Consider the following 19,130-nt stretch of genomic DNA (forward strand, 5'->3'; position numbering starts at 1 on the left):
GGCAGCGAATGAGCCTCTCGCTGCCTTTTGTATTAACCTGTAAGCCTTGTTTAGAAACGCAATTGCGCACCAAACATCACGCCGCTAGAGTCAAAATCGCTGTTTTTTGAATACACATATTCTGCATTCAAACCAAAGTGTTTATAGCTCCAGCCAATACCGCCAGCCGCTTCACCACCAACACTTGAGTGTTCGATGTTTTTGCTCTGACCGTTTACTTTATAGGTGTATTCGAGAGTGTAGAGAGTGACACCTGCCTTGCCGTAAAGCTCGAAGCCTGAACCCAGTGGATAGCTAGCATAGCCACTTAAGCGAGGTCCGGAGAAGCTCGTATCGGTGACTTCTGAAATCGGACTCACGAGTATCGAACCAATACCGTCAAACGCGCCTTTATAACCCGCTTCGATACCAAAGTTATGCGTTGGCATGTAGCGGTAATAAATCTCACCTAAGAACATGTCGCCTGATTCTTCGCTCGTCGGTGCGTCGTAGTTCACACCGCCATAGCCAATGTTTGTACCTATGATGTGTTCGCTGGTGGTTGCGTTGGCAGACAAAGAAAGTGTCGACAACACCAAAGCAGTAACGAATGAATAACGCATGGACGTTTCCCCTTAGCTTTTAGCCTTTTAACCTTTTAGTTTCTTAGGACTTGTTCGAAAATGACTTTGGTGTTGTCTAGCCATTCGTAACGACGACGGTACATAGAACGTTTTGAACGAGACATACCTTCAATATCACGACGAGGTGCATTCACGTCGATAGAGTAGAAGTTGCGGTCGTATTCTGTGCCACCAAGTTCTAGCCACAGCGCATCGTAATCGGTTTTGATTCTGCCTTTGCTGTAACGCTTAGCTGCGTAAGTGTGCGATTGAGTTTTTACTGCCAACAGTGTTTCTATGCCCCAAACCTGCGCAACGATAGCCAGCAATCCAACCATCAAGCTTTTCGGACGTTGACCGTATAGCTTACGCGTCAGCTTTTTGATTTTTGCGTTGTTTTCTTCACAGCTGCGTGGTCCTTGTAAACCACCAATCATGATGCATCGTTCGCCATTCTCATGACCCAAGCTGAAAGAAAGGGTATAGAAGTTGCCATCTTCTTGGCTATGCAGCACCAAGCTCATATCACCTTCTTTTTGGTAACGCGCTTCGTAAACCAAGCGGACCGAATACAAGATGTCGTCAATTTCAAATGAAGTCAGAGTTAGACCTTCCGCATCGGTGTAGATCTCTTGAATCAGTTCAGGCGAGATCAGGTCTGCTACCGAGTTGTAGTGATCGACAACAAGCGCAGAACGGTCGAAAGCAGGTCCATTCTTAATAATGTAAGGACGAAATGGCTTCTCTAAGAATCGGTGTGTACGAGTGCAAAGCAGTTCGAGCAGTGATGCTTCAATGTTGTCCGCAAGGTACTTAAACGACTTTCTGTAGAATAAAGCGCGTGCGATGAATTTTACGCGGTAGGTCCAAATTGGACGATAAATGTCAGCGTACTCATCAGAATAAATGGTTCTGCTGTGATCAAGGATGGATTTATTCATGGTCATTTCACTCCAAACTCATTTCCAGTTGTTCGGCTCTGTCAAAGAGGCGTGAGCGCTTGATATAAAACGCGAAAATAGGGCGATAAAAGAGAGTTGTCTTATTTCGCTCAAGCATTGACGGGAGCTGGTTTTGAACGGTGTTCTTTTGGCGAAGATTTTAAGAGAAAAAAGAAGCGAGGTTTGTATGGTTTAGTATGAAATTGTCAGGGCGTGTTGTTGTGCTCAGACAAACCCGTTGAGTGAGCTAATGAGTGGCTTCCTTTCTTCAGTAACCAATAGTCATTGTCACTATCTAGGGGGACTGAATGAGCTTTGAAGACAAACAAGCGATACACATCGTTGTTTTGAGTGCGAATCAAACCATTTTTGCGGAAGCAAGTATCTCGAAGTGAGTTAGGTATAAAACGTAATCTATGGATTTTTCTAGTGTTTATTTTTTAGAGTCAAAGACGTTTAAAGAAAGCCGATAAATAAAATGAATTAATTTTAATCTTTTTTGAAATTAATTTTATTCGCTATAGGTCTCTATACGTACGCTACATTCATCGAGCACTTGGAACTCGATATTTAAAAGGTAAGTAAGGAGCATATTATGAAACGTTTAATCACTCTTGTTGGTCTCATTGCACTAACCGCTTCGCCAATTGCTGCATTCGCTGGTGGGTATCAATGGACAAATAACAGCAAATCGATTCAAGGTAATGTCGTCGACAGCAAGCAAGCTGCTTACGAGATGGGCTTTGAAATGATTAAAGAATATCAAGGTAAAACATCTCTACAACTAAGCAAAGAACTGTATGGCTCTTTTGCAAAAGTAGACAAAAATTCTTTCTCAATCACCGATAGTAAAGTTACGGTGGATGAGTTTCTACAAGATAACGGACAAATTGCCTACCAACCAATTTTAAACGTGAAATACGAATATCGTTTGAGAGAGTTAGGTAACCGTTAATTTATATTCTCGCTAGCTAATGTTTATTAATTTCTGCTTTATCCTTGCTGTGTGTTATTTATAGGAATGTTGGGGGGCTTTGCTCCCCTTTTTTTATTGCTTAATTTATATTTATTATTAATAGGCAATATTTTCTAACGCTCAGCGTCAGGTTTTCTCGCTCGTTGATTCTCATGTTCGTTTGTAAAGTGGTACTAAAGCAATATTGTGTGCCACTTTACAAAGGATACGGAATGACTCATCTCTCTTACTGGTTCAAGCAAGCTCTGGAAATGGAACAGCCAACGCCGCCATTGTCACTCCAACAAGATATAGCGACGGACGTGGCGATTGTCGGCGGTGGTTATACAGGTCTTTGGACTGCGATCATGATTAAGCAGCAATCGCCGGAAAAACAAGTGGTTGTGATTGAAAAAGGCTTGTGTGGTAGCGGGGCATCGGGCGCAAATGGTGGTTGTATGCTGACTTGGTCAACAAAGTTTCCAACATTGAAGCGCTTGTTTGGTGAACAACAAGCGGCATGGTTAGTAAAAGAATCGGAGCAAGCAGTCTTGGAAATTGAGGCGTTTTGTCAGCAGCATAATATCGATGCACAGTTATCCTTGAAAGGCGTTTACTACACGGCGACAAACCATGCGCAAACCGGAAGTATGCAGCCGGTCGTGGATGAACTTAAGCGGCTAAACGTGAATAGTTGGCGACATTGTCAGACTGAAGAGCTGCGAGAGAATGCTGGCTCACCAAGGCATGTGGACGGTTTTCACTCTCCTGTTGCCGCAAGCGTCCAGCCGGCTTTGTTGGCTAGAGGGCTACGTCGTGTTGCTATCGAACTGGGTGTTGAGGTTTATGAAAATACGCCAATGACGCGTTTAGATTATGGTCAACCTGCAACCGTTAGTACGCCTAATGCGAGCATCAAAGCGAAGCAAGTAGTGTTGGCATTAAATGCTTGGATGGTGGAACACTTTAAGCAATTTAACAACAGCATCGTTGTTGTCTCTTCAGATATGGTGATTACAAAACCTCTGGGTGACGCTTTGCCTCAATCAGGATGGCAAACGGGATCTAGCGTGTTGGATTCACGTATCTTCGTCCATTATTATCGAGATACGCCAGATGGTCGTTTGATGTTGGGTAAGGGCGGCAACCAATTCTCTTACAATAACCGCGTCGACGTGATGTTTAATAAACCAACGCACTATCAAAATCTGCTGCGTAAGTCGTTCGATAAGCTGTTTCCGCGTTTAAAAGGAACAGAATTCGCTTATTCATGGACGGGTGGTTCGGATCGCTCTGCTACCGGTTTCCCATTCTTTGGCGAGCTAGATAAACAGAACAATGTCTTTTACGGCTTTGGCTATTCGGGTAACGGTGTGGCTCAGACTCGAATGGGCGGAAAGATCTTATCTTCATTCGTATTGGGGCTAGATAATGACTGGACGCGAAGCGGTTTAGCCAGAGGACCATTAGGACAATTCCCACCAGAGCCTTTTCGTTGGACAGGGGCAATGATGGTGCGTAATGCCGTACGCCGAAAAGAGGAAGCAGAAGATAATGAGCAAACACCATTTATCTGGGATAAGTGGCTAGCAAAACTTGCGGGACCAGCAGGCAAAGCGGATAAGCTCGACTAAACTGAATATTTTGATCGCAAACGGATAGGGAAGATGTGAAATCGTTAGAGGCACCTCTTCCCTTTGTGTTAGCCTCAGTCTTTCAAGCTCAGATGCAAAAGGTGAGTAATAGAATGAAAGTATTCAGCAACTTCGACAGCGGCAGCATTCACGTAGTGAAAGCAGACGACAAAAACGACATCCAACTTAAAATCCCTAACGACAACATGTCGGAATTCTACCAGTGGTTCCACTTCCGTCTTGAGACCGAAGCCGAGCAATCGCACACCATCAAACTACTTGATCTTGCGAAGTCGGCTTACCCAGAAGGTTGGCAAGGCTACGACGTTGTTGCGTCTTACGATCGTGAAGAGTGGTTCCGCGTGCCAGCAGAGTTCGATGGTGATACGCTGACTTTCACTGTTATCCCTGAGCGCAGCTCAATCTACTTCGCGTACTTTGCACCATACACGTACGATCGTCATCTAGACCTATTACACATGGCACAAAGTGCACACCACTGCCAGTTGGAAACTTTGGGTCACACGCTAGATGGCAATGACATGAGCTTGCTTACTTTCGGTGAGCCAGAAGAAGGTAAAAAGAAAATCTGGATGATTGCACGTCAGCATCCAGGCGAGACGATGGCAGAATGGTTCATGGAAGGCATGATTCAACGTCTACTGGATGAAAACGACACGGTTGCGCGTGCATTGCTAGAAAAAGCAGTACTTTACGTTGTACCAAACATGAACCCAGACGGCGGTGTTCGTGGTCACTTGCGTACTAACGCAGTGGGTGTGAACCTCAACCGAGAGTGGCAAACGCCATCGATGGAAAAGAGCCCAGAAGTCTTCTTGGTTCGTGAACGTATGCTAGAAACTGGCGTGGATATGTTCCTAGATATTCATGGTGATGAAGCTATCCCTTACAATTTTGTAGCGGGATCTGAAGGCATTCCTTCTTATGACGAAGGCATGGCTGAGTTGGAAAACGCGTTTAAACAAGCACTTCTGACGATTACACCAGAGTTCCAAGACGAGATTGGTTACGACAAAGATGAACCAGGTAAAGCGAACCTAACCGTTGGTTCTAACTGGGTAGCAGAGCAATTTAAATGTCTGTCTTACACCATTGAAATGCCATTCAAAGACAACAACAACCACCCCGACCCACTTTACGGTTGGTCTCCAGAGCGTAGTGTGTTGTTTGGGCAAGATATTTTAGCAGCGACGCTAGCCGTATCTGACAAAATTTAACGCAATTCGTTCACAGCCCGTACTTTGCGGGCTGTCTTTCCTGCCATTATTCTCTCCGCGTTCTCTATTAATGAGCTACTTTCTCCGCAGTTAAGACAAAAAATCTGCAATTTCTGATGCTTATGTGAGTCTCGATAAGTTGGGTTTATCGTGTCGATAAAAAATCTAATTTAATTTAGCGATACTTATTCTGTTAAAGTCCATTTCGAGATTCTCGTCACAAAAATCATAACATCTCATAGGGGTAACAGCCTTGAGTGTGAGGTTGAAAGTAGGCACAGCCAGTTAAATTAGTTTTAAGTTGCTATGTAATTACAAGATGGAAGCCGGATAATTTTTCTCGCGGAATCTTGTACCTACAGAGGTTTGCTCATCGTTATCTATCACTCCAATCGTTCAGGTTTAAACGCTTGAGACAAGACGTGGCAGATAGGTGTATCAAAATTCCAACCAGCGCTCCTAATGGAAATATCCCAATTAGAGCGTCATGCGATGATGCGTTAATAGAGATTGTTGGCGTAGTTTTAATCACTAAAAACAGTGCAGGTTCTGACTTTCTTGATGACAGCGTATGCTGGGGAAAGTAATCGGGTCGCCTTCGCATAAAGGAAAAAAATAATGAAAAAGATTGCTCTTGCAGTGGCTACCGTTCTTGCTGGTGGCGTAATGTCAAATGTTGCTCTTGCTGATACATACATCGGTGGCAAACTTGGTTACAACGCACTAAACGACGCATGTCACTTAGACGCACCATGTGATGACGATAGCTTTGCAGCAGGTATGCACCTTGGCTACAACTTTAACGAATACGTTGCAGCTGAATACGGCGTTGACTACCTAGGTAACTTTACTGCTAACTTCAACAAAGCTGGCAAAAACACTGTTGATGGCGACCTATGGGCACTGACTCTAGCTCCTAAGTTCAACCTACCTCTAACAGACTCATGGAACCTATTTGCTAAAGTAGGTGCTGCTTACATGATGGCTGGCGATGAGAAAGATTTCGTACCAACGGGCTCTCTAGGTGCTGAATACCAAATCAACTACAACTGGAGCCTACGCGCTGAGTACCAACGTTACCAAGACATGTCTGATGACATCATCGACGACATGGATTCTGACTTCTTTGGTATCGGCTTCAACTACAAGTTTGGTTCTGAGCCAGTAGTTCAAGAAGAAGTGGTTGAAACTCGTCCTGTAACTCGCATCGTTGAGCACGAATACCCAGCTCAAACTGCAACAGTACAATTTGGTCTAGAAAGTGCTGAACTACAAGACGCTTCTGCGTTCAACGGTATTGTTGAGCTAATGAACACTTACCCACAAGCTCAAGTTGAAATCAACGGCTACAGTGATACAACAGGTTCTGAAGCTTACAACCAACAGCTAACAGAGAAGCGTGCACAAGCAGTTGCTGATCACTTCCAAGCTGAAGGTATTGCTGCAGACCGTATGACTGTTAAAGGCATGGGCGAAGCTAACCCAGTAGCGAGCAACGAAACTCGTGAAGGTCGTGAACAAAACCGTCGTGTAGAAGTTGTTGTTCCTGCGTTCCAATACCAAACAACTGAAGAAGCTAAATAATCCACCATTAGCTTAATGATTCTAAAAGCCAGCGTTTGTCGCTGGCTTTTTTGTTTTCATCGAAATGTCACAGCTCTGACTTACACTTTTCGTGTTCTTTTGTTTGGAGCTACAGATGCAGAACTTACCCCCACTCAATTCTTTAAAAGCATTTGAAGCGACGGCAAGATTGCGCAGCTTTACTAAAGCGGCTGAAGAGCTCAATGTCACCCGCGCAGCGGTTAGTCAACAAGTGAAATCTCTGGAAATGTATCTAGATGCCACTTTGTTTGAACGCAATGGCGCACAACTCATTTTGACCCAAGCTGCACACGATTACTTGCCCGTGGTTAGCAATGTATTCCAGAGTTTGTTCGCCGCAACTCAACACCTTTTCTCTCGCCAAAAACAGACCCAGTTAACGTTACACGTGGCGCACAGCTTTTGCTCCCAATGGTTGATACCTCGACTCGCTGATTTTCATCGCCAGTATCCTGAAGTGAGTTTTAAAGTTTCTACTACCGCAAATGCAGTGCCGAGTAATAGCGACATCGCGGATGTGGAAATCATTAATGGTTATGGTGATTGGTCTTCGCAACACGCAACGCAACTCACGCAAGAGAACTGGATTTTGGTGGCAAGCCCGGGGTTTCTTTTACTAAATCCCGTTTCTGATCTGGTTGATCTTGTCCGTTTGCCGAAACTTGCGACTGGTGGCTATCAGGAAACATGGCAAGGTTGGTTTGCGTACCAAGGGCACGAAGGAGGGAGCGTAAAGTTAGCGGGAGAATTTGAACATTCTTTGTTGGCTATTGAGGCTGCGGTGAATCAGCTAGGTGTCTTATTAGTGCGCGACTTGTTAGTAGAAGATCATCTTCAACAAGGTACTTTGGTCCAAGTAGGTCATTGGTCAATGCCAAGCCGAGGCGCACATCATATGATCGTTCGTTGTGGCGAGAAGCCGCATGTCAAAGCCTTTACTCAATGGCTAGTAAAAAGCTTACAAGCGTAACCAGATGTCCAAGCGATTTTCAGGCTATCGGGGGGCAAAATGACAAGATGAGCACGAACTGAGATAGAGCTAACAATCTGAAACATTATCAACCGTCATGACCAAAGTTCGGGTGCTAAGATGACAGAGTACGTTTCATGTCGTCATCACTCACAGAGCATGCGCTCTGGTTATCAAGGAGCAGTAATGGAAGCGTTAGAAGGGGGCAGGGATAATGCCATTTATCGTAAAGGTAATTTGGTCAGTAGACCTGCTAGCCACTGGACGATGACCGTCCATCAATTACTCCAACATCTTCATCAACATGGTTTTACTGCATGTCCAAAAGCAGTGTCGATTGAGGGCGGGAAAGAGTTGCTGACCTTTGTTGAGGGTGACAGCTATAACTACCCGTTAGAAGGACCGATTGCTTCGCTCACTGCGTTGAAATCTGCCGCAAATTTGCTCCGTTGTTATCATGATGCGTCGGAGAGTTTCCTTAAACAGCATGATCAAGATGTTCATCATTGGATGTTGCCAGCTCGCTCGCCGCAAGAAGTGATTTGTCACGGTGATTTCATGCCTTATAACGTGGCTTTAGATGGGGATGTCGTGAGCGGCGTATTTGATTTCGATACCGCTCATCCTGCGCCGCGAATTTGGGATATTGCTTTTTCTATATACGGTTGGGCGCCATTTAAGACTGATGAAGATGACAAGATGGGCACGTTAGAAGAACAAATTCGACGAGCCAAAATCTTTTGTGATGCCTATGGCTGCTCCCGATTAGAACGCGAAGAGTTGGTGGAGGTAATGACGTTGCGCTTAACGGCGTTAGTCGATCACATGCGCACGATGGCAGCCAATGGTGATGCCCAGTTTCAAGCCAATATGGAAGATTGTCACCATACGGCTTATTTACAAGATATCGAATACCTCAACAAACACCACCAAGCGATTACTTTGGGCGTATTGGGAGAAATCAAATTTTAGTCTGGCTTGGTGTGCCTTTTGATGATGGATTGAATCACACTAAACAGCCATTGGTTTTGTGGGTCCTGCTGCTGAGAACGTCGGCAGCTCATCACAAAGCTCACACCGAGCTCTAAACCATTTGGAAGTTCGATGCTACGACATGATTCAGGAACGTTACCACTCATCGTAATACCGAAATGGTCGGTGTTCATGATGATGCTGTGAATCATGGCAGGATGTTCAATCTCAACTTTTGGATCAACATGAAAGCCGATGTTTTTTAAGCGATCCAAAAGTGGGTATTTATGATCGTTCCAACCAGGCGTCTTGAACAAAACAAAGGTATAATCGCCCAACGATTGGAAGTCCTTGGCAGGATGATCTTTGCGTACAAAGAATACCGCTTTGCCTTTTCCCAACTCTTTTTGTGCGATGGATTGAGGTAGATCTTCATCAAAGTAATGAATAGCAATGGCGTTCTCACCATCAATGATGCGATTGCGAGCATCAGCCCCCCACCTTAAAAATGCATAATTGGCATGCGGCGCTTGCTTGAGCAACTCTAGGTAAAGTTTATCGCCAAAACGATCCCAAAAAAGTGTGTTGGCGTAGATTGCAACATCGCCAGTATAAAGCGGCGGGGAAAACTCTTGGGGTTTGATTGCATCTGCGCTCGCCAAGATTTGCTCGAAATGAGGCATATTGGCTTCCACAAATGAGGTTGGTTCAAATCCATTTTTGGTTTGAATGAACAGAGGATCGTCCAGTTGCGCTTTCATTTTAGTGAGGTTTTTGCTGATGGCGCCGGAGGTTTTTCCCATTGATTCCGCGACCAAGCGAACGTTGCGCAGATCGTACATGCGCTTTATTACCAAGACGTTCTGCATATCTAGATTGATTGTCATTCTTTTACTCCAGCCAACGTTTGCTACGGCATCATAGCGCTGCCTCAACAGCGGAAAGACAGGGAATGGTCAATTCTAAGTTTATGGCAGAAAAGCCTTTTTCCAGCAGGGATTTCCATTTGGTAAATTCGGGTTTTCCTCGTGCTACTTGGGCGGCGTTGCTAAAGTTTCTATATCGAAATGATGTACCACAAACAACAGAGGTGACGTATGAAAAAACTAATCGCACTAGGCTTAATGGTTTGTTCAGTAAATGTGGCATTCGCTGGCGATGGGTCATACACAGGTACCATTGATATGACAACAAGCCAAGCTAACCAAGTTGATGTGGAACGCGCAGATTCTAACCTGACTCTAAAAGGTCGAAATGATGCTGCTTATGGTGGTGTTATGATTCAAACAGACGCTTCTACTCAACCGATCCAACTTCGCGGTCGCCGCGACTAAATGGTCGAAATCTCCTTACTTTCAATGCCGCGTTTAACGCGGCATTGTTGTTTATGACACTTCTAGATTTAAAGTTATTCTGATAGCTTTTGTTTATCGATAATTGAAAATTAATTGTTGAAATCTTAATTACCATTTTTGTGCACCTAAATGATATTGATTCTCATTTAGGTTGGCGTATGATTTTCTCTATCGACGAGAGGGGAATACGCTCATGAATGGTACGTCCAATAATTTACACGCGACAGCGATACAAACAACGGCGGCACAAAACGCGTCAGCCTTTAACAAAATAAAACGCAAGTTACTCATGTTAGGTCCAGCGTTTATTGCTGCAATTGGTTACATTGACCCAGGTAACTTTGCAACGAATATTGAATCGGGATCTTCATTCGGCTATCAACTGCTTTGGGTTGTGCTTTGGGCAAACCTCATGGCGATGTTGATTCAGTATTTGTCCGCTAAACTTGGCATTGTTACAGGCAAAAACCTCGCAGAACACTTACGCGACCATCTACCTAATAAATGGGCAGTGGGTTTCTATTGGATTCAGGCTGAAATCATAGCGATAGCAACTGACCTAGCGGAATTTATTGGTGCAGCAGTCGGCTTTCAGCTTGTCTTTGGTATCAGTTTGATGGAAGGGGCGTTGATCACTGCCGTTGCGACAGTGATGATTCTGACGCTTAACCAGAAAGGTCAAAAGCCGCTAGAGGTGGTGATTGGTTCGCTTCTGATGCTGGTTGCGGTTATCTACATTGCGGAATTGTTCTTCGCTCACCCCGCTGGCGGTGAAATGGCAAAAGGTTTGTTAACCCCAACATTTACTAACTCGCACCAAATCTACCTTGCGGCAGGCATTTTAGGCGCAACTGTGATGCCTCACGTGATATACCTTCACTCGGCATTGTTCAAAAACAACTATGGTGAAAGTACGAAAACACGTCTTCGTACTACTCGTTTTGACGTGTTGATTGCGATGGTAATAGCGGGCTTTGTGAATATCGCTATTGTGGCGATGGCAGCAGCTGTTTTCCATTACTCTGGTAACCAGCATGTAGCAGAAATTGAAACCGCGTACATGACGCTGACCCCACTCGTAGGTAAAGCTGCCTCTGTGCTATTTGGTGTGTCTCTGATTGCTTCGGGTTTATCTTCCACAGTAGTGGGAACCATGGCAGGACAAGTCGTGATGCAAGGCTTTGTACGCTTCTCTATTCCAATGTGGTTGCGCCGCTTCATTACCATGGCGCCATCATTTGTGGTGATTGGTTTGGGTATGAACACCACTGATATTTTGGTGATGAGCCAAGTGGTATTAAGCTTCGGTATTGCGCTGGCGATTATTCCACTGCTTATCTTTACCAACAGCGAGCGCTTGATGGGCGAGTTCAAAAACAACAAATGGGTATCTTATTCGGGTGTGGTTATCGTCACTCTTGTATTGGCATTGAACGCGTATTTGATGTTTACGCTTGCTGCATAGCCAACGCTCGCTAAGCGACAAACCTCTGTCGATAAAAAAACGGAAGCCAATTGGCTTCCGTTTTTGCATTTAGGTGAAGAGGAATATTAGTTTTGTGCGTTAGCCTCAACCATTTCCAATTCAGCTTCACTGCGTTTGGCAGCTTCAAGCATTTTGCGGATGATGAAAGAAGCACCTAGTGCGATAGCAACCATTACAACAGCGAGCACGGTTAGCAATTGGAAGTAATCACCGTAGACGTGTTGTACGATTTCTTGGGTGATTTCTTGCCCTTTTTCTAGAGCGATAGAAGTCGAGAATGCAGCACCAACAATACCACTCAGCGCGATAGCAACAGAGAACAAGCTTACTGAGAAGTTTTCAATGTGCTTCGGTGCAACCGATAGGATAAATGCAACGACCATTGAGCCTACAATCACTTCTGCAATTGCTTGGAAGAAGTGAATCGCTAGGAAGATCTCAGGCATGATGATTACGTCTTCGCCCACTGTGGTTACAGCGAAGGTTAGGATGCCGAAAGCAATCGCTGTTAGCACGAATGCCAACGCAATTTTAGTTGCTGTAGATAGGTGAATATCGCGTTTTTCTAGCACACCAAAGAAGCCAGCTACGATAGGACCACCAACCATACACCATAGCGGGTTCATCGCCATTGCAGCTTCAGGTTCTAGTGGAATAAAGCCAAATAGGGAACCTTTTAGTGTGTTGATCGCCACCATGTTCATTGAAGTCATCATTTGACCGTAGTAAACGAAGAAACACGTGGTTAGGAAGGTTACGATAAGGATGGTACCCATCTTCAATGATTCCGCTTTGCTTGCTTTCAACATCAAAGAAACAAAGTAAAGAATTGCAGCACCACCAATGGCATAAACGATGTTTTGACCGATATCCATGTTTGAGAACATGAAGAATACCAACGCAATCATCGCCACAGAAATAAGGGCAAAGAAGATCCAGTTTTTGATGCTAACGGTTTGTTTGTCTAGATCTGATGCGACACCAACCAAGCCTTTGCGGAACACAAGTAGCATAACCAGTGCTGCGCCTGCCATTACTGCAGAGATGGTGAAACCGCCATTAAAGCCAATCACCAATACAATCATTGGGAACAGGTATTGACCTAGGAAGGCGCCTACGTTGTTCACTGAGTAGTTGATTGGATAGCCTTTCTCAAAGTCTTCTTGAGACTTAAAGGTACGTTTGTACAAGCTAGGGTAGGAAGGTGACATCAAACCACGACCGTAGCTTGCTAGTGCGATACCACACATAGACAGTGGTACGTTGGTAGCCGAAGCACCAAGAACAAGCAGCGCGTAACCAGATGCGAATGCTAGGAAGGCAATCGATAGAGAACGGTAAGCTCCTAAAAATTTGTCAGCGATGAAACCGCCAGCAATCGCAAATAGGGGACCAATCGCAGAAAAGGCACCCACGATCATCATGGTATCAGCTTCGTTGTAATTCAGATCCTCTAAGAAAAAACGCGTTAGACTGACTAACACGCCGTAGAATGATAAGCCAAACATCATTTGGCAGAACATCATAGATTTATTTAGTTTATTCCACATAATTAAATACTCACTATTGCGAGAAAGGTAGTTATTATTTCTGTTAAATGTTACTTAAACGCTATGTTACATATTGAAACAATTGTCGCATAAAACGAATTTAATGCACTAAATTTTCTAATGCGAAACGTTTGCCTTGCTAATGTATTGTTCTAGATCAACTAGGAATTATGTGAATAAATGACTAAAAAATAACATTTTATAAGACTATTATTCTTTAGTGATTTTTAAGGTTTTGAAAAGACGTTGAAATAATAAGCAGTCGAGAGTGAGGTGGGAGATAGCGTGATTTTTATGCAGGAATAAAGACGTTGGCGGAATTTTATCCGCCAACAATGAAAAATATTAATTAGCAAACGCTGAAATAAAGTATGCTATTCGCAAGGTGGTGCCATGTGAATCACTGCCAGACCGCCGAGTGACGTCTCACGATATTTCTTGTTCATGTCTTTACCTGTCTGGTACATGGTTTCGATAACTTTATCTAATGAAATAAGACATTTGCTAGTGCGTTTTAACGCCATGCGTGATGCATTGATGGCTTTCATTGCGCCCATCGCGTTTCGCTCGATGCACGGAACTTGAACCAAACCGCCAATTGGATCACAAGTCATGCCAAGCGAATGCTCCATAGCAATCTCAGCAGCAATGCAGATTTGCTCGTTGCTGCCACCACGCAGTGCGGTTAAACCTGCTGCTGCCATAGAAGAAGAAACGCCGACTTCTCCCTGGCATCCGACTTCTGCACCAGAAATCGAAGCGTTGGTTTTGTACAAGATACCAATCGCCCCAGCCACAGCTAAGAAGTCTTTCAGCTGTTTGTTGTCGAGCTCTTTGATGAAACGATGGTAGTACATGAGTACCGCGGGGATGACGCCAGCAGCGCCGTTGGTTGGTGATGTGACCACCTGACCGCCAGCCGCGTTTTCTTCACTTACTGCGAAAGCAAATAGGTTTATCCAATCCATGATCTCCATTGGATCGTTCTCTACTGCTGCGTTAGCTTCAAGCTTTTTGAGTAGGTTAGGCGCTCGGCGTGTGACGTTTAACCCACCTTCAAGAATGCCTTCGGTGTCAAAGCCACGTTGCATACACAACGACATTACTTTCCAGATCTGTTCTGCTTTTTGGTCGATCTCTTCTTGCTCACGGAAAGCCAATTCGTTTTGAAGGATCATCCCCCCTAAGCTAAAGCCGTTTTGCTCTGCTTTTTCTAACATCTCGTCAGCAGACGTGAAAGGGTAAGTAACTTGGATTTCTGCCTCATTGCCACCGTTTTCTAGCTCGGCAGCAGTGGCAATAAAGCCGCCACCGATGGAATAGTAAGTTTCAAATGCTACTTGCTCACCAGCAGCATCAAAAGCCGTGATGGTCATGCCGTTTTCGTGAAGAGGAAGGTTATCGCTGTGGAAGACGATATCGTGCTCATAACTAAACACGATTTCATGAACACCTGCGACAGAGAGCGTGCCGTGTTCAATGGTATGTTGTAGCGCGCTTTTCGCGCTCGTCATCTTGATAGTGTCGGGTTTATTACCCATTAGCCCTAAGACGGTAGCACGATCCGTGTGGTGTCCTTTACCGGTGAGCGATAAAGAGCCGTAAAGGTCGACTTGCACCTTGTGCACTTTCGCCATAGAGTCGCTAAGCAATTGAGTGAAATGGTAACCTGCGAGCATAGGACCATTGGTGTGGGAGCTAGAAGGACCGACACCGACCTTAAAAATATCGAAAATCGACAGCATAATTGACTTCCTTTCTTTGCGGACCTTTGTCAAGGTCTCTAGAACGACATTGTTAATTAGATGTTAATGCCTGAAAGAGTATTGGCAAAGCAAATTTTTGTATACAAATTGTTCGCGAAAGTATGAGTAATTGAGATCTCGGTAATGAAGTTAAACAAGGTAGTGATCATTCTAGGTAAGCGTTTGGTGCATGATCAGCTCAGTGCTGAAGGGCGCTCACGTGTGGAAGCTTTAGTTTCCGTTTTAAACCAATGGGATTTTGAGTCGACGGCATTGGTTTTTTGTGGAGGGGTCACTCAAGGTCAAACGATCTCTGAAGCGGATGCGATGTATCAGTATTTTGATCAGCTAGCCAAGGTTAGGGGAATCGGCTTTCCTGATCAGCAAGTCATCATCGAGAGTCGTTCCCTGAATACCGTGCAGAACATGCAAAATGCGGCAAAAGAGCTACTGAAAAGTGGGTTATGTCCAATGGGACAAGCTATCGAAGTCATACTGCTTTCCAATGACTACCATTTAGAGCGCATTATTGAGATCCAGACCTTGATGGATGAACAAGGCTTATTACGAGTATTGAAATCGCGTTGTGCAGACATGGGAATAGAGCTCACTGTTTCACTAGATATCGCTGAGCATATCAGTGTGCCATATCCAAACTCAGGCACTCAGGCAGATGCGTTTCTTTTATTTGATGAACTGACGACTTATCGTGTTTATTTGGAAGGGGTGAAAAACAAGGCATTTAAGCGAGACTTGGCTCAAGTACAAGCGAAACCATTAGCGATAGCTTTAAAAGCAATAGAAAAACTCCAAACTTTGCCTTTAACACAAGACGTTAAAAACCAAATCGCAGAGATGAAAAAGGCCATCGAAATGACGGCCTTTGATGATTCAGTTTTTGCAGCGCAACAAGCGTTGGCTGTGTTTCATCCGATACTCACGGCGTTAAATCAACGCCTTGACCCAGAAGCGAGTGTATCGGAATGAAACTCAGGTTTACTGGCGTTTAAGTTCACGACGAGTACGAACTGCGCTTAGTGCAATAAGGCTGTAGCACAATAGCTCGATGCCTTCTTCAGAGATGTTTTTCACATCACGCACGTAGTGCTCACCCATAACGTGTTGCCAGAAACTTCCCATTCCGTATAAGCGAGAAAATACCACCAATAAAACAACAGAGCCAATGAGCAGTTTCATGTATGGCGACTGAAGTATAACCGCCATCTGATTCACGGTACCTTTACCACCTTGGTAAGCTTTTGCACATGCGAGTGCTGTTACTGCTAAGGCTGGGAATACCCAAGAGCCATGGTGAATCATATCAAACCAGTAATCCATTTCGCGGACCATCAATACCGCAAAAAAGCCAGAGATAAGGATCGCGGCGTGCGATAAGTGAGCTTCTTGCTTGGAAACGCGATAGAACGACCAAGAAGCGACGGCTAACATGATCAGTTGTAGCGTTTCAGTGATGGATGTTTCACCCAAGCTTGAGCCCAGTAGAACGTAATCTACGCGAATACTCAGGTTCACTAAAATACTAATCGCGATGATGGTCAATGCACTCAACATCGCTTTGTAGATAACGCGCTTTGATTCTTCAGTAATTTTTGAGTCTTCAACAAGGTTGGATTGTGCCGATTCGACTTGTTTGACAGTATCTATTTTCATCCTGACCACCCGCTCCAATAAAAATGTGGAAAAAACGTGAAATTTCGTGATGTGCGCGAGAAATTTTATTGCCCAAGTGGAAAGTAATGTCAGAGGAATGTCAGAAATAAAACGGCGTTCGATATGGTATCGCTATGCGGTAAGGCTGGTAAATAAAGGACTAAGTGTCAGAAATCTGGAATGTTTAGATAAAATAAAAAGGAGCATGAAGCTCCTTTGTTGTGGATTGTGCAATCTTAGATTGCGTAAATGTTAACCATTACGACTCAGCGTCTTCTTTGTGGTTTTTACGGTAATATTCCCACTGCTCAACACGCTCATTTTCAGACAATAGGCAGTAAGTTACGCGTTCACCGTTTTCTGTCACTGTATCTAGTTCACCACCTTGCTGCACGCAGTATACTGCTGCTGGGTTTGCTGCTGATGTGTATTCGTTTGAGCGAGTTGCACCTTCATAAGTAGAACAACCTGCCAACACCATTGCTGCCGCCACTGCCGTTACTAAAGCCGTCTTTTTCATTCTTGATCTCCGCGTGGGAATTACGAGTAGTGTGTTGATTATAGGAGAGTTTAAGAAAAATACTGTCTTATGTTTGTTAAAAGCACGACGCTTGAAAGGGAATTCTGTGTAATTTTAGAATTTGCTCACTGTTCGTCTGTATATCCAAGTATCTCAAGGTTATCTTGGGTGGCATTGTTGTAGGCTTGCGCAAATTGAAACTTGGGAATAGTTATGAATTTCGGTAGTATGCGCGCAAAACATTCACAGCGGATCCTGCGATGAGACACTTAAAAACAACTACGCACCCAGACATCGAACATTTGGATGACAAAATCATCTTTCAGCGTAATGCAGCACGTGCCATTGTGCTTGATGGTGAAGATGTTCTCCTCCTCTACACTGAGCGTTACCACGACTACACTCTGCCGGGTGGTGGTATTGATGAAGGCGAAGACGTGATTGCAGGTTTGGTTCGTGAACTCGAAGAAGAAACTGGTGCGAAAAACATTCACAACATTAAGCCATTTGGTATCTTTGAAGAGTTTCGTCCTTGGTACAAAGACGATGCGGATGTGATGCACATGACGTCATACTGCTACACGTGCAAGATTGACCGTGAGCTAGGTGAAACGTCTTATGAAGATTACGAAGTGAAAAACGGCATGCGTCCAGTTTGGATGAATGTACATGATGCGATTGCGCATAATGAAAAGACGATGGCAGAAAGCCCAAAGAAAGGAATGAGCATTGAACGCGAAACCTTCTTGCTCCAACTAATCGCAAAAGAGTTGTTGTAATCACCCTCCGATCAAAGTTGTAACTTCCAGCCAATAAAAAAGTCCGAGCTCCCCCCCGGAACCCGGACTTATTCCAGACGCGCAAGCGAAGCGTCATCTCGATATTCTGTATTTTGTTTCAATCTGTAAAAACAATAGCGGTTTTATATTTGTTGTGTAAATAATTAATAGGTCTAACCATTGTTTTTCACTGAATTTGCACCCGTAATGTGATGCATCTCTACTCAATACACAAGCACAAATTGGTGAATTATCAGCAAACCACTGCTCTTTCTTATCTTTGAGATACATTACCTTAACTTTTATGCACGCGTTTGCATCGAGATCACGAGTTTGCAAATTGGCAGTACAGGATCTTGTATTTTTACGAACACCTGACATTGTCGAGTTTTAGTGATGGGTGTCACAATTCGACCAGAGGTGGTAATCGACTAAGGTCTATAAGCGGTTTGGTGTAGATAGATGACTGGTCGGAAAATAACAGCAAAGGCTGAAAAGAATCCGTACGAAGTTGTTGTACATCAACCAAGCGCTCTAGTGCGTAGAAGCGGTTGACGTACTCTTGTGTTTCATTGGGTAAAGTGAGCGCATCAAAATTTCGACTGCCCGCATTTTTCATCGCCCTTGATACGCGTCCCTCGCCCGCGTTGTAAGCTGCTAGAGTCAGTGCCAAGTCTTGATCAAACTTCTCATACAGGAACGCCAAGTATTTCAACGCCGCTTGAGTGCTGGCTTTGGTATCAAACCGTTCATCATCGGTGTCTGATACTTGTAAACCAAATCGTGTCGCTGTGGCAGGGATTAATTGCCATAGACCCGCAGCATTCGCATGTGAGACGGCTTGAGGGTTATAAGACGATTCCAACATGGGCAACAAAACGAATGTGGGCGGTAACGACTGCTGCTTAAGCTGTTTGAAAATATGATCGAGCAATGGGCGAACAGAATCGAGACGTTTGGCAATTTGGCTCTGGTAGGGCGCGAGCACTTGATATTGTTGGGTAATGGTTTCTTCGTTGGGTTTGGCTATTGAGACAGAAGAAAAGCAGGTGAGCCAAAACGCAAAAAAGCCCACAGTAATCGACCTGGATGGAGGAAGATTCTGTA

General features: G+C 44.3%; 18 protein-coding genes. 10 read left to right on the forward strand and 8 right to left on the reverse strand.

All coding sequences use genetic code 11. From position 1 onward, the window contains the following. Positions 1–50 precede the first annotated feature (50 nt). Positions 51–602: an outer membrane beta-barrel protein gene (locus NL647_RS00505; RefSeq protein WP_005445404.1), complete on the reverse strand. Its 552-nt coding sequence runs from the start codon at positions 600–602 to the stop codon at positions 51–53. A 35-nt stretch (positions 603–637) separates the two neighbouring features. Beyond that, complete coding sequence (locus NL647_RS00510; RefSeq protein WP_050935514.1) at positions 638–1,549, reverse strand: VirK/YbjX family protein; 912 nt, start codon at positions 1,547–1,549, stop codon at positions 638–640. Positions 1,550–2,138: 589 nt separating this feature from the next. Between NL647_RS00510 and NL647_RS00515 the strand changes: the two genes are divergently transcribed. The 6 genes from NL647_RS00515 (at position 2,139) to NL647_RS00540 (ending at position 8,917) form a co-directional block, all read left to right on the forward strand. Continuing rightward, positions 2,139–2,498 carry a DUF3316 domain-containing protein gene (locus tag NL647_RS00515; RefSeq protein WP_009696903.1) on the forward strand — a complete coding sequence of 120 codons (360 nt, stop codon included), beginning with the start codon at positions 2,139–2,141 and terminating at the stop codon, positions 2,496–2,498. Between the two features lie 233 nt (positions 2,499–2,731). After that, positions 2,732–4,132, forward strand: a complete 1,401-nt coding sequence (locus NL647_RS00520; protein WP_061066186.1) for an FAD-dependent oxidoreductase — start codon at positions 2,732–2,734, stop codon at positions 4,130–4,132. Positions 4,133–4,245: 113 nt separating this feature from the next. Next, positions 4,246–5,370 (forward strand): M14-type cytosolic carboxypeptidase, encoded by a 1,125-nt coding sequence (locus NL647_RS00525; RefSeq protein ID WP_005445399.1) that lies wholly within the window; start codon positions 4,246–4,248, stop codon positions 5,368–5,370. A 618-nt stretch (positions 5,371–5,988) separates the two neighbouring features. After that, positions 5,989–6,954, forward strand: a complete 966-nt coding sequence (locus NL647_RS00530; RefSeq protein ID WP_253649464.1) for an OmpA family protein — start codon at positions 5,989–5,991, stop codon at positions 6,952–6,954. Between the two features lie 115 nt (positions 6,955–7,069). Then, positions 7,070–7,945: a LysR substrate-binding domain-containing protein gene (locus NL647_RS00535; RefSeq protein ID WP_009696905.1), complete on the forward strand. Its 876-nt coding sequence runs from the start codon at positions 7,070–7,072 to the stop codon at positions 7,943–7,945. A 186-nt stretch (positions 7,946–8,131) separates the two neighbouring features. Next, positions 8,132–8,917, forward strand: coding sequence for a phosphotransferase enzyme family protein (locus NL647_RS00540; protein WP_045487021.1), 786 nt, complete (start codon positions 8,132–8,134; stop codon positions 8,915–8,917). On the opposite strand, the gene NL647_RS00545 is transcribed toward NL647_RS00540, so the two are convergent. Then, positions 8,914–9,804, reverse strand: a complete 891-nt coding sequence (locus tag NL647_RS00545; RefSeq protein WP_253649465.1) for a LysR family transcriptional regulator — start codon at positions 9,802–9,804, stop codon at positions 8,914–8,916. The genes NL647_RS00540 and NL647_RS00545 overlap by 4 nt on opposite strands. Positions 9,805–10,014: 210 nt before the next feature. Between NL647_RS00545 and NL647_RS00550 the strand changes: the two genes are divergently transcribed. Both NL647_RS00550 and NL647_RS00555 read left to right on the forward strand, forming a co-directional pair. Then, positions 10,015–10,251 (forward strand): hypothetical protein, encoded by a 237-nt coding sequence (locus tag NL647_RS00550; RefSeq protein ID WP_005445393.1) that lies wholly within the window; start codon positions 10,015–10,017, stop codon positions 10,249–10,251. Positions 10,252–10,465: 214 nt separating this feature from the next. Continuing rightward, complete coding sequence (locus tag NL647_RS00555) at positions 10,466–11,737, forward strand: Nramp family divalent metal transporter (RefSeq protein WP_005445392.1); 1,272 nt, start codon at positions 10,466–10,468, stop codon at positions 11,735–11,737. An 86-nt stretch (positions 11,738–11,823) separates the two neighbouring features. On the opposite strand, the gene NL647_RS00560 is transcribed toward NL647_RS00555, so the two are convergent. Together NL647_RS00560 and NL647_RS00565 are read right to left on the reverse strand one after the other, a co-directional pair. After that, complete coding sequence (locus NL647_RS00560; RefSeq protein ID WP_009696908.1) at positions 11,824–13,308, reverse strand: peptide MFS transporter; 1,485 nt, start codon at positions 13,306–13,308, stop codon at positions 11,824–11,826. A 374-nt stretch (positions 13,309–13,682) separates the two neighbouring features. Continuing rightward, entirely contained in the window at positions 13,683–15,053 is a 1,371-nt protein-coding gene (locus tag NL647_RS00565; protein ID WP_005445390.1) for an L-serine ammonia-lyase, read from the reverse strand. A 144-nt stretch (positions 15,054–15,197) separates the two neighbouring features. Here NL647_RS00565 and NL647_RS00570 point away from each other — a divergent pair, with 144 nt between their 5' ends. Then, entirely contained in the window at positions 15,198–16,040 is an 843-nt protein-coding gene (locus NL647_RS00570) for a YdcF family protein (protein WP_253649466.1), read from the forward strand. A 9-nt stretch (positions 16,041–16,049) separates the two neighbouring features. Here the strand turns inward: NL647_RS00570 and NL647_RS00575 are convergent, their stop codons facing one another. Together NL647_RS00575 and NL647_RS00580 are read right to left on the reverse strand one after the other, a co-directional pair. Next, complete coding sequence (locus NL647_RS00575) at positions 16,050–16,724, reverse strand: hypothetical protein (RefSeq protein WP_114320744.1); 675 nt, start codon at positions 16,722–16,724, stop codon at positions 16,050–16,052. A gap of 259 nt (positions 16,725–16,983) precedes the next feature. Beyond that, positions 16,984–17,244, reverse strand: coding sequence for a DUF333 domain-containing protein (locus NL647_RS00580; protein WP_005445386.1), 261 nt, complete (start codon positions 17,242–17,244; stop codon positions 16,984–16,986). 260 nt (positions 17,245–17,504) lie between these two features. Between NL647_RS00580 and NL647_RS00585 the strand changes: the two genes are divergently transcribed. Continuing rightward, the gene (locus tag NL647_RS00585; RefSeq protein WP_005445385.1) at positions 17,505–18,023 is read left to right on the forward strand and encodes an NUDIX hydrolase; all 519 of its coding nucleotides are present in this window, start codon (positions 17,505–17,507) and stop codon (positions 18,021–18,023) included. 403 nt (positions 18,024–18,426) lie between these two features. On the opposite strand, the gene NL647_RS00590 is transcribed toward NL647_RS00585, so the two are convergent. Next, positions 18,427–19,104, reverse strand: coding sequence for a lytic transglycosylase domain-containing protein (locus NL647_RS00590; RefSeq protein ID WP_045487146.1), 678 nt, complete (start codon positions 19,102–19,104; stop codon positions 18,427–18,429). Positions 19,105–19,130: the final 26 nt, after the last annotated feature.

The organism is Vibrio sp. Y29_XK_CS5 (assembly GCF_024181835.1).
GTDB lineage: Bacteria > Pseudomonadota > Gammaproteobacteria > Enterobacterales > Vibrionaceae > Vibrio > Vibrio harveyi.

Bases quoted from the DNA above. Each gene is read 5' to 3' on its own strand.
- NL647_RS00560 (WP_009696908.1), bottom strand. From the start codon at position 13,308: ATGTGGAATAAACTAAATAAATCTATGATGTTCTGCCAAATGATGTTT.
- NL647_RS00565 (WP_005445390.1), bottom strand. From the start codon at position 15,053: ATGCTGTCGATTTTCGATATTTTTAAGGTCGGTGTCGGTCCTTCTAGC.
- NL647_RS00580 (WP_005445386.1), bottom strand. From the start codon at position 17,244: ATGAAAAAGACGGCTTTAGTAACGGCAGTGGCGGCAGCAATGGTGTTG.
- NL647_RS00530 (WP_253649464.1), top strand. From the start codon at position 5,989: ATGAAAAAGATTGCTCTTGCAGTGGCTACCGTTCTTGCTGGTGGCGTA.
- NL647_RS00585 (WP_005445385.1), top strand. From the start codon at position 17,505: ATGAGACACTTAAAAACAACTACGCACCCAGACATCGAACATTTGGAT.
- NL647_RS00575 (WP_114320744.1), bottom strand. From the start codon at position 16,724: ATGAAAATAGATACTGTCAAACAAGTCGAATCGGCACAATCCAACCTT.
- NL647_RS00550 (WP_005445393.1), top strand. From the start codon at position 10,015: ATGAAAAAACTAATCGCACTAGGCTTAATGGTTTGTTCAGTAAATGTG.
- NL647_RS00540 (WP_045487021.1), top strand. From the start codon at position 8,132: ATGGAAGCGTTAGAAGGGGGCAGGGATAATGCCATTTATCGTAAAGGT.
- NL647_RS00510 (WP_050935514.1), bottom strand. From the start codon at position 1,549: ATGACCATGAATAAATCCATCCTTGATCACAGCAGAACCATTTATTCT.
- NL647_RS00520 (WP_061066186.1), top strand. From the start codon at position 2,732: ATGACTCATCTCTCTTACTGGTTCAAGCAAGCTCTGGAAATGGAACAG.
- NL647_RS00525 (WP_005445399.1), top strand. From the start codon at position 4,246: ATGAAAGTATTCAGCAACTTCGACAGCGGCAGCATTCACGTAGTGAAA.
- NL647_RS00555 (WP_005445392.1), top strand. From the start codon at position 10,466: ATGAATGGTACGTCCAATAATTTACACGCGACAGCGATACAAACAACG.
- NL647_RS00570 (WP_253649466.1), top strand. From the start codon at position 15,198: ATGAAGTTAAACAAGGTAGTGATCATTCTAGGTAAGCGTTTGGTGCAT.
- NL647_RS00515 (WP_009696903.1), top strand. From the start codon at position 2,139: ATGAAACGTTTAATCACTCTTGTTGGTCTCATTGCACTAACCGCTTCG.
- NL647_RS00545 (WP_253649465.1), bottom strand. From the start codon at position 9,804: ATGACAATCAATCTAGATATGCAGAACGTCTTGGTAATAAAGCGCATG.
- NL647_RS00505 (WP_005445404.1), bottom strand. From the start codon at position 602: ATGCGTTATTCATTCGTTACTGCTTTGGTGTTGTCGACACTTTCTTTG.
- NL647_RS00535 (WP_009696905.1), top strand. From the start codon at position 7,070: ATGCAGAACTTACCCCCACTCAATTCTTTAAAAGCATTTGAAGCGACG.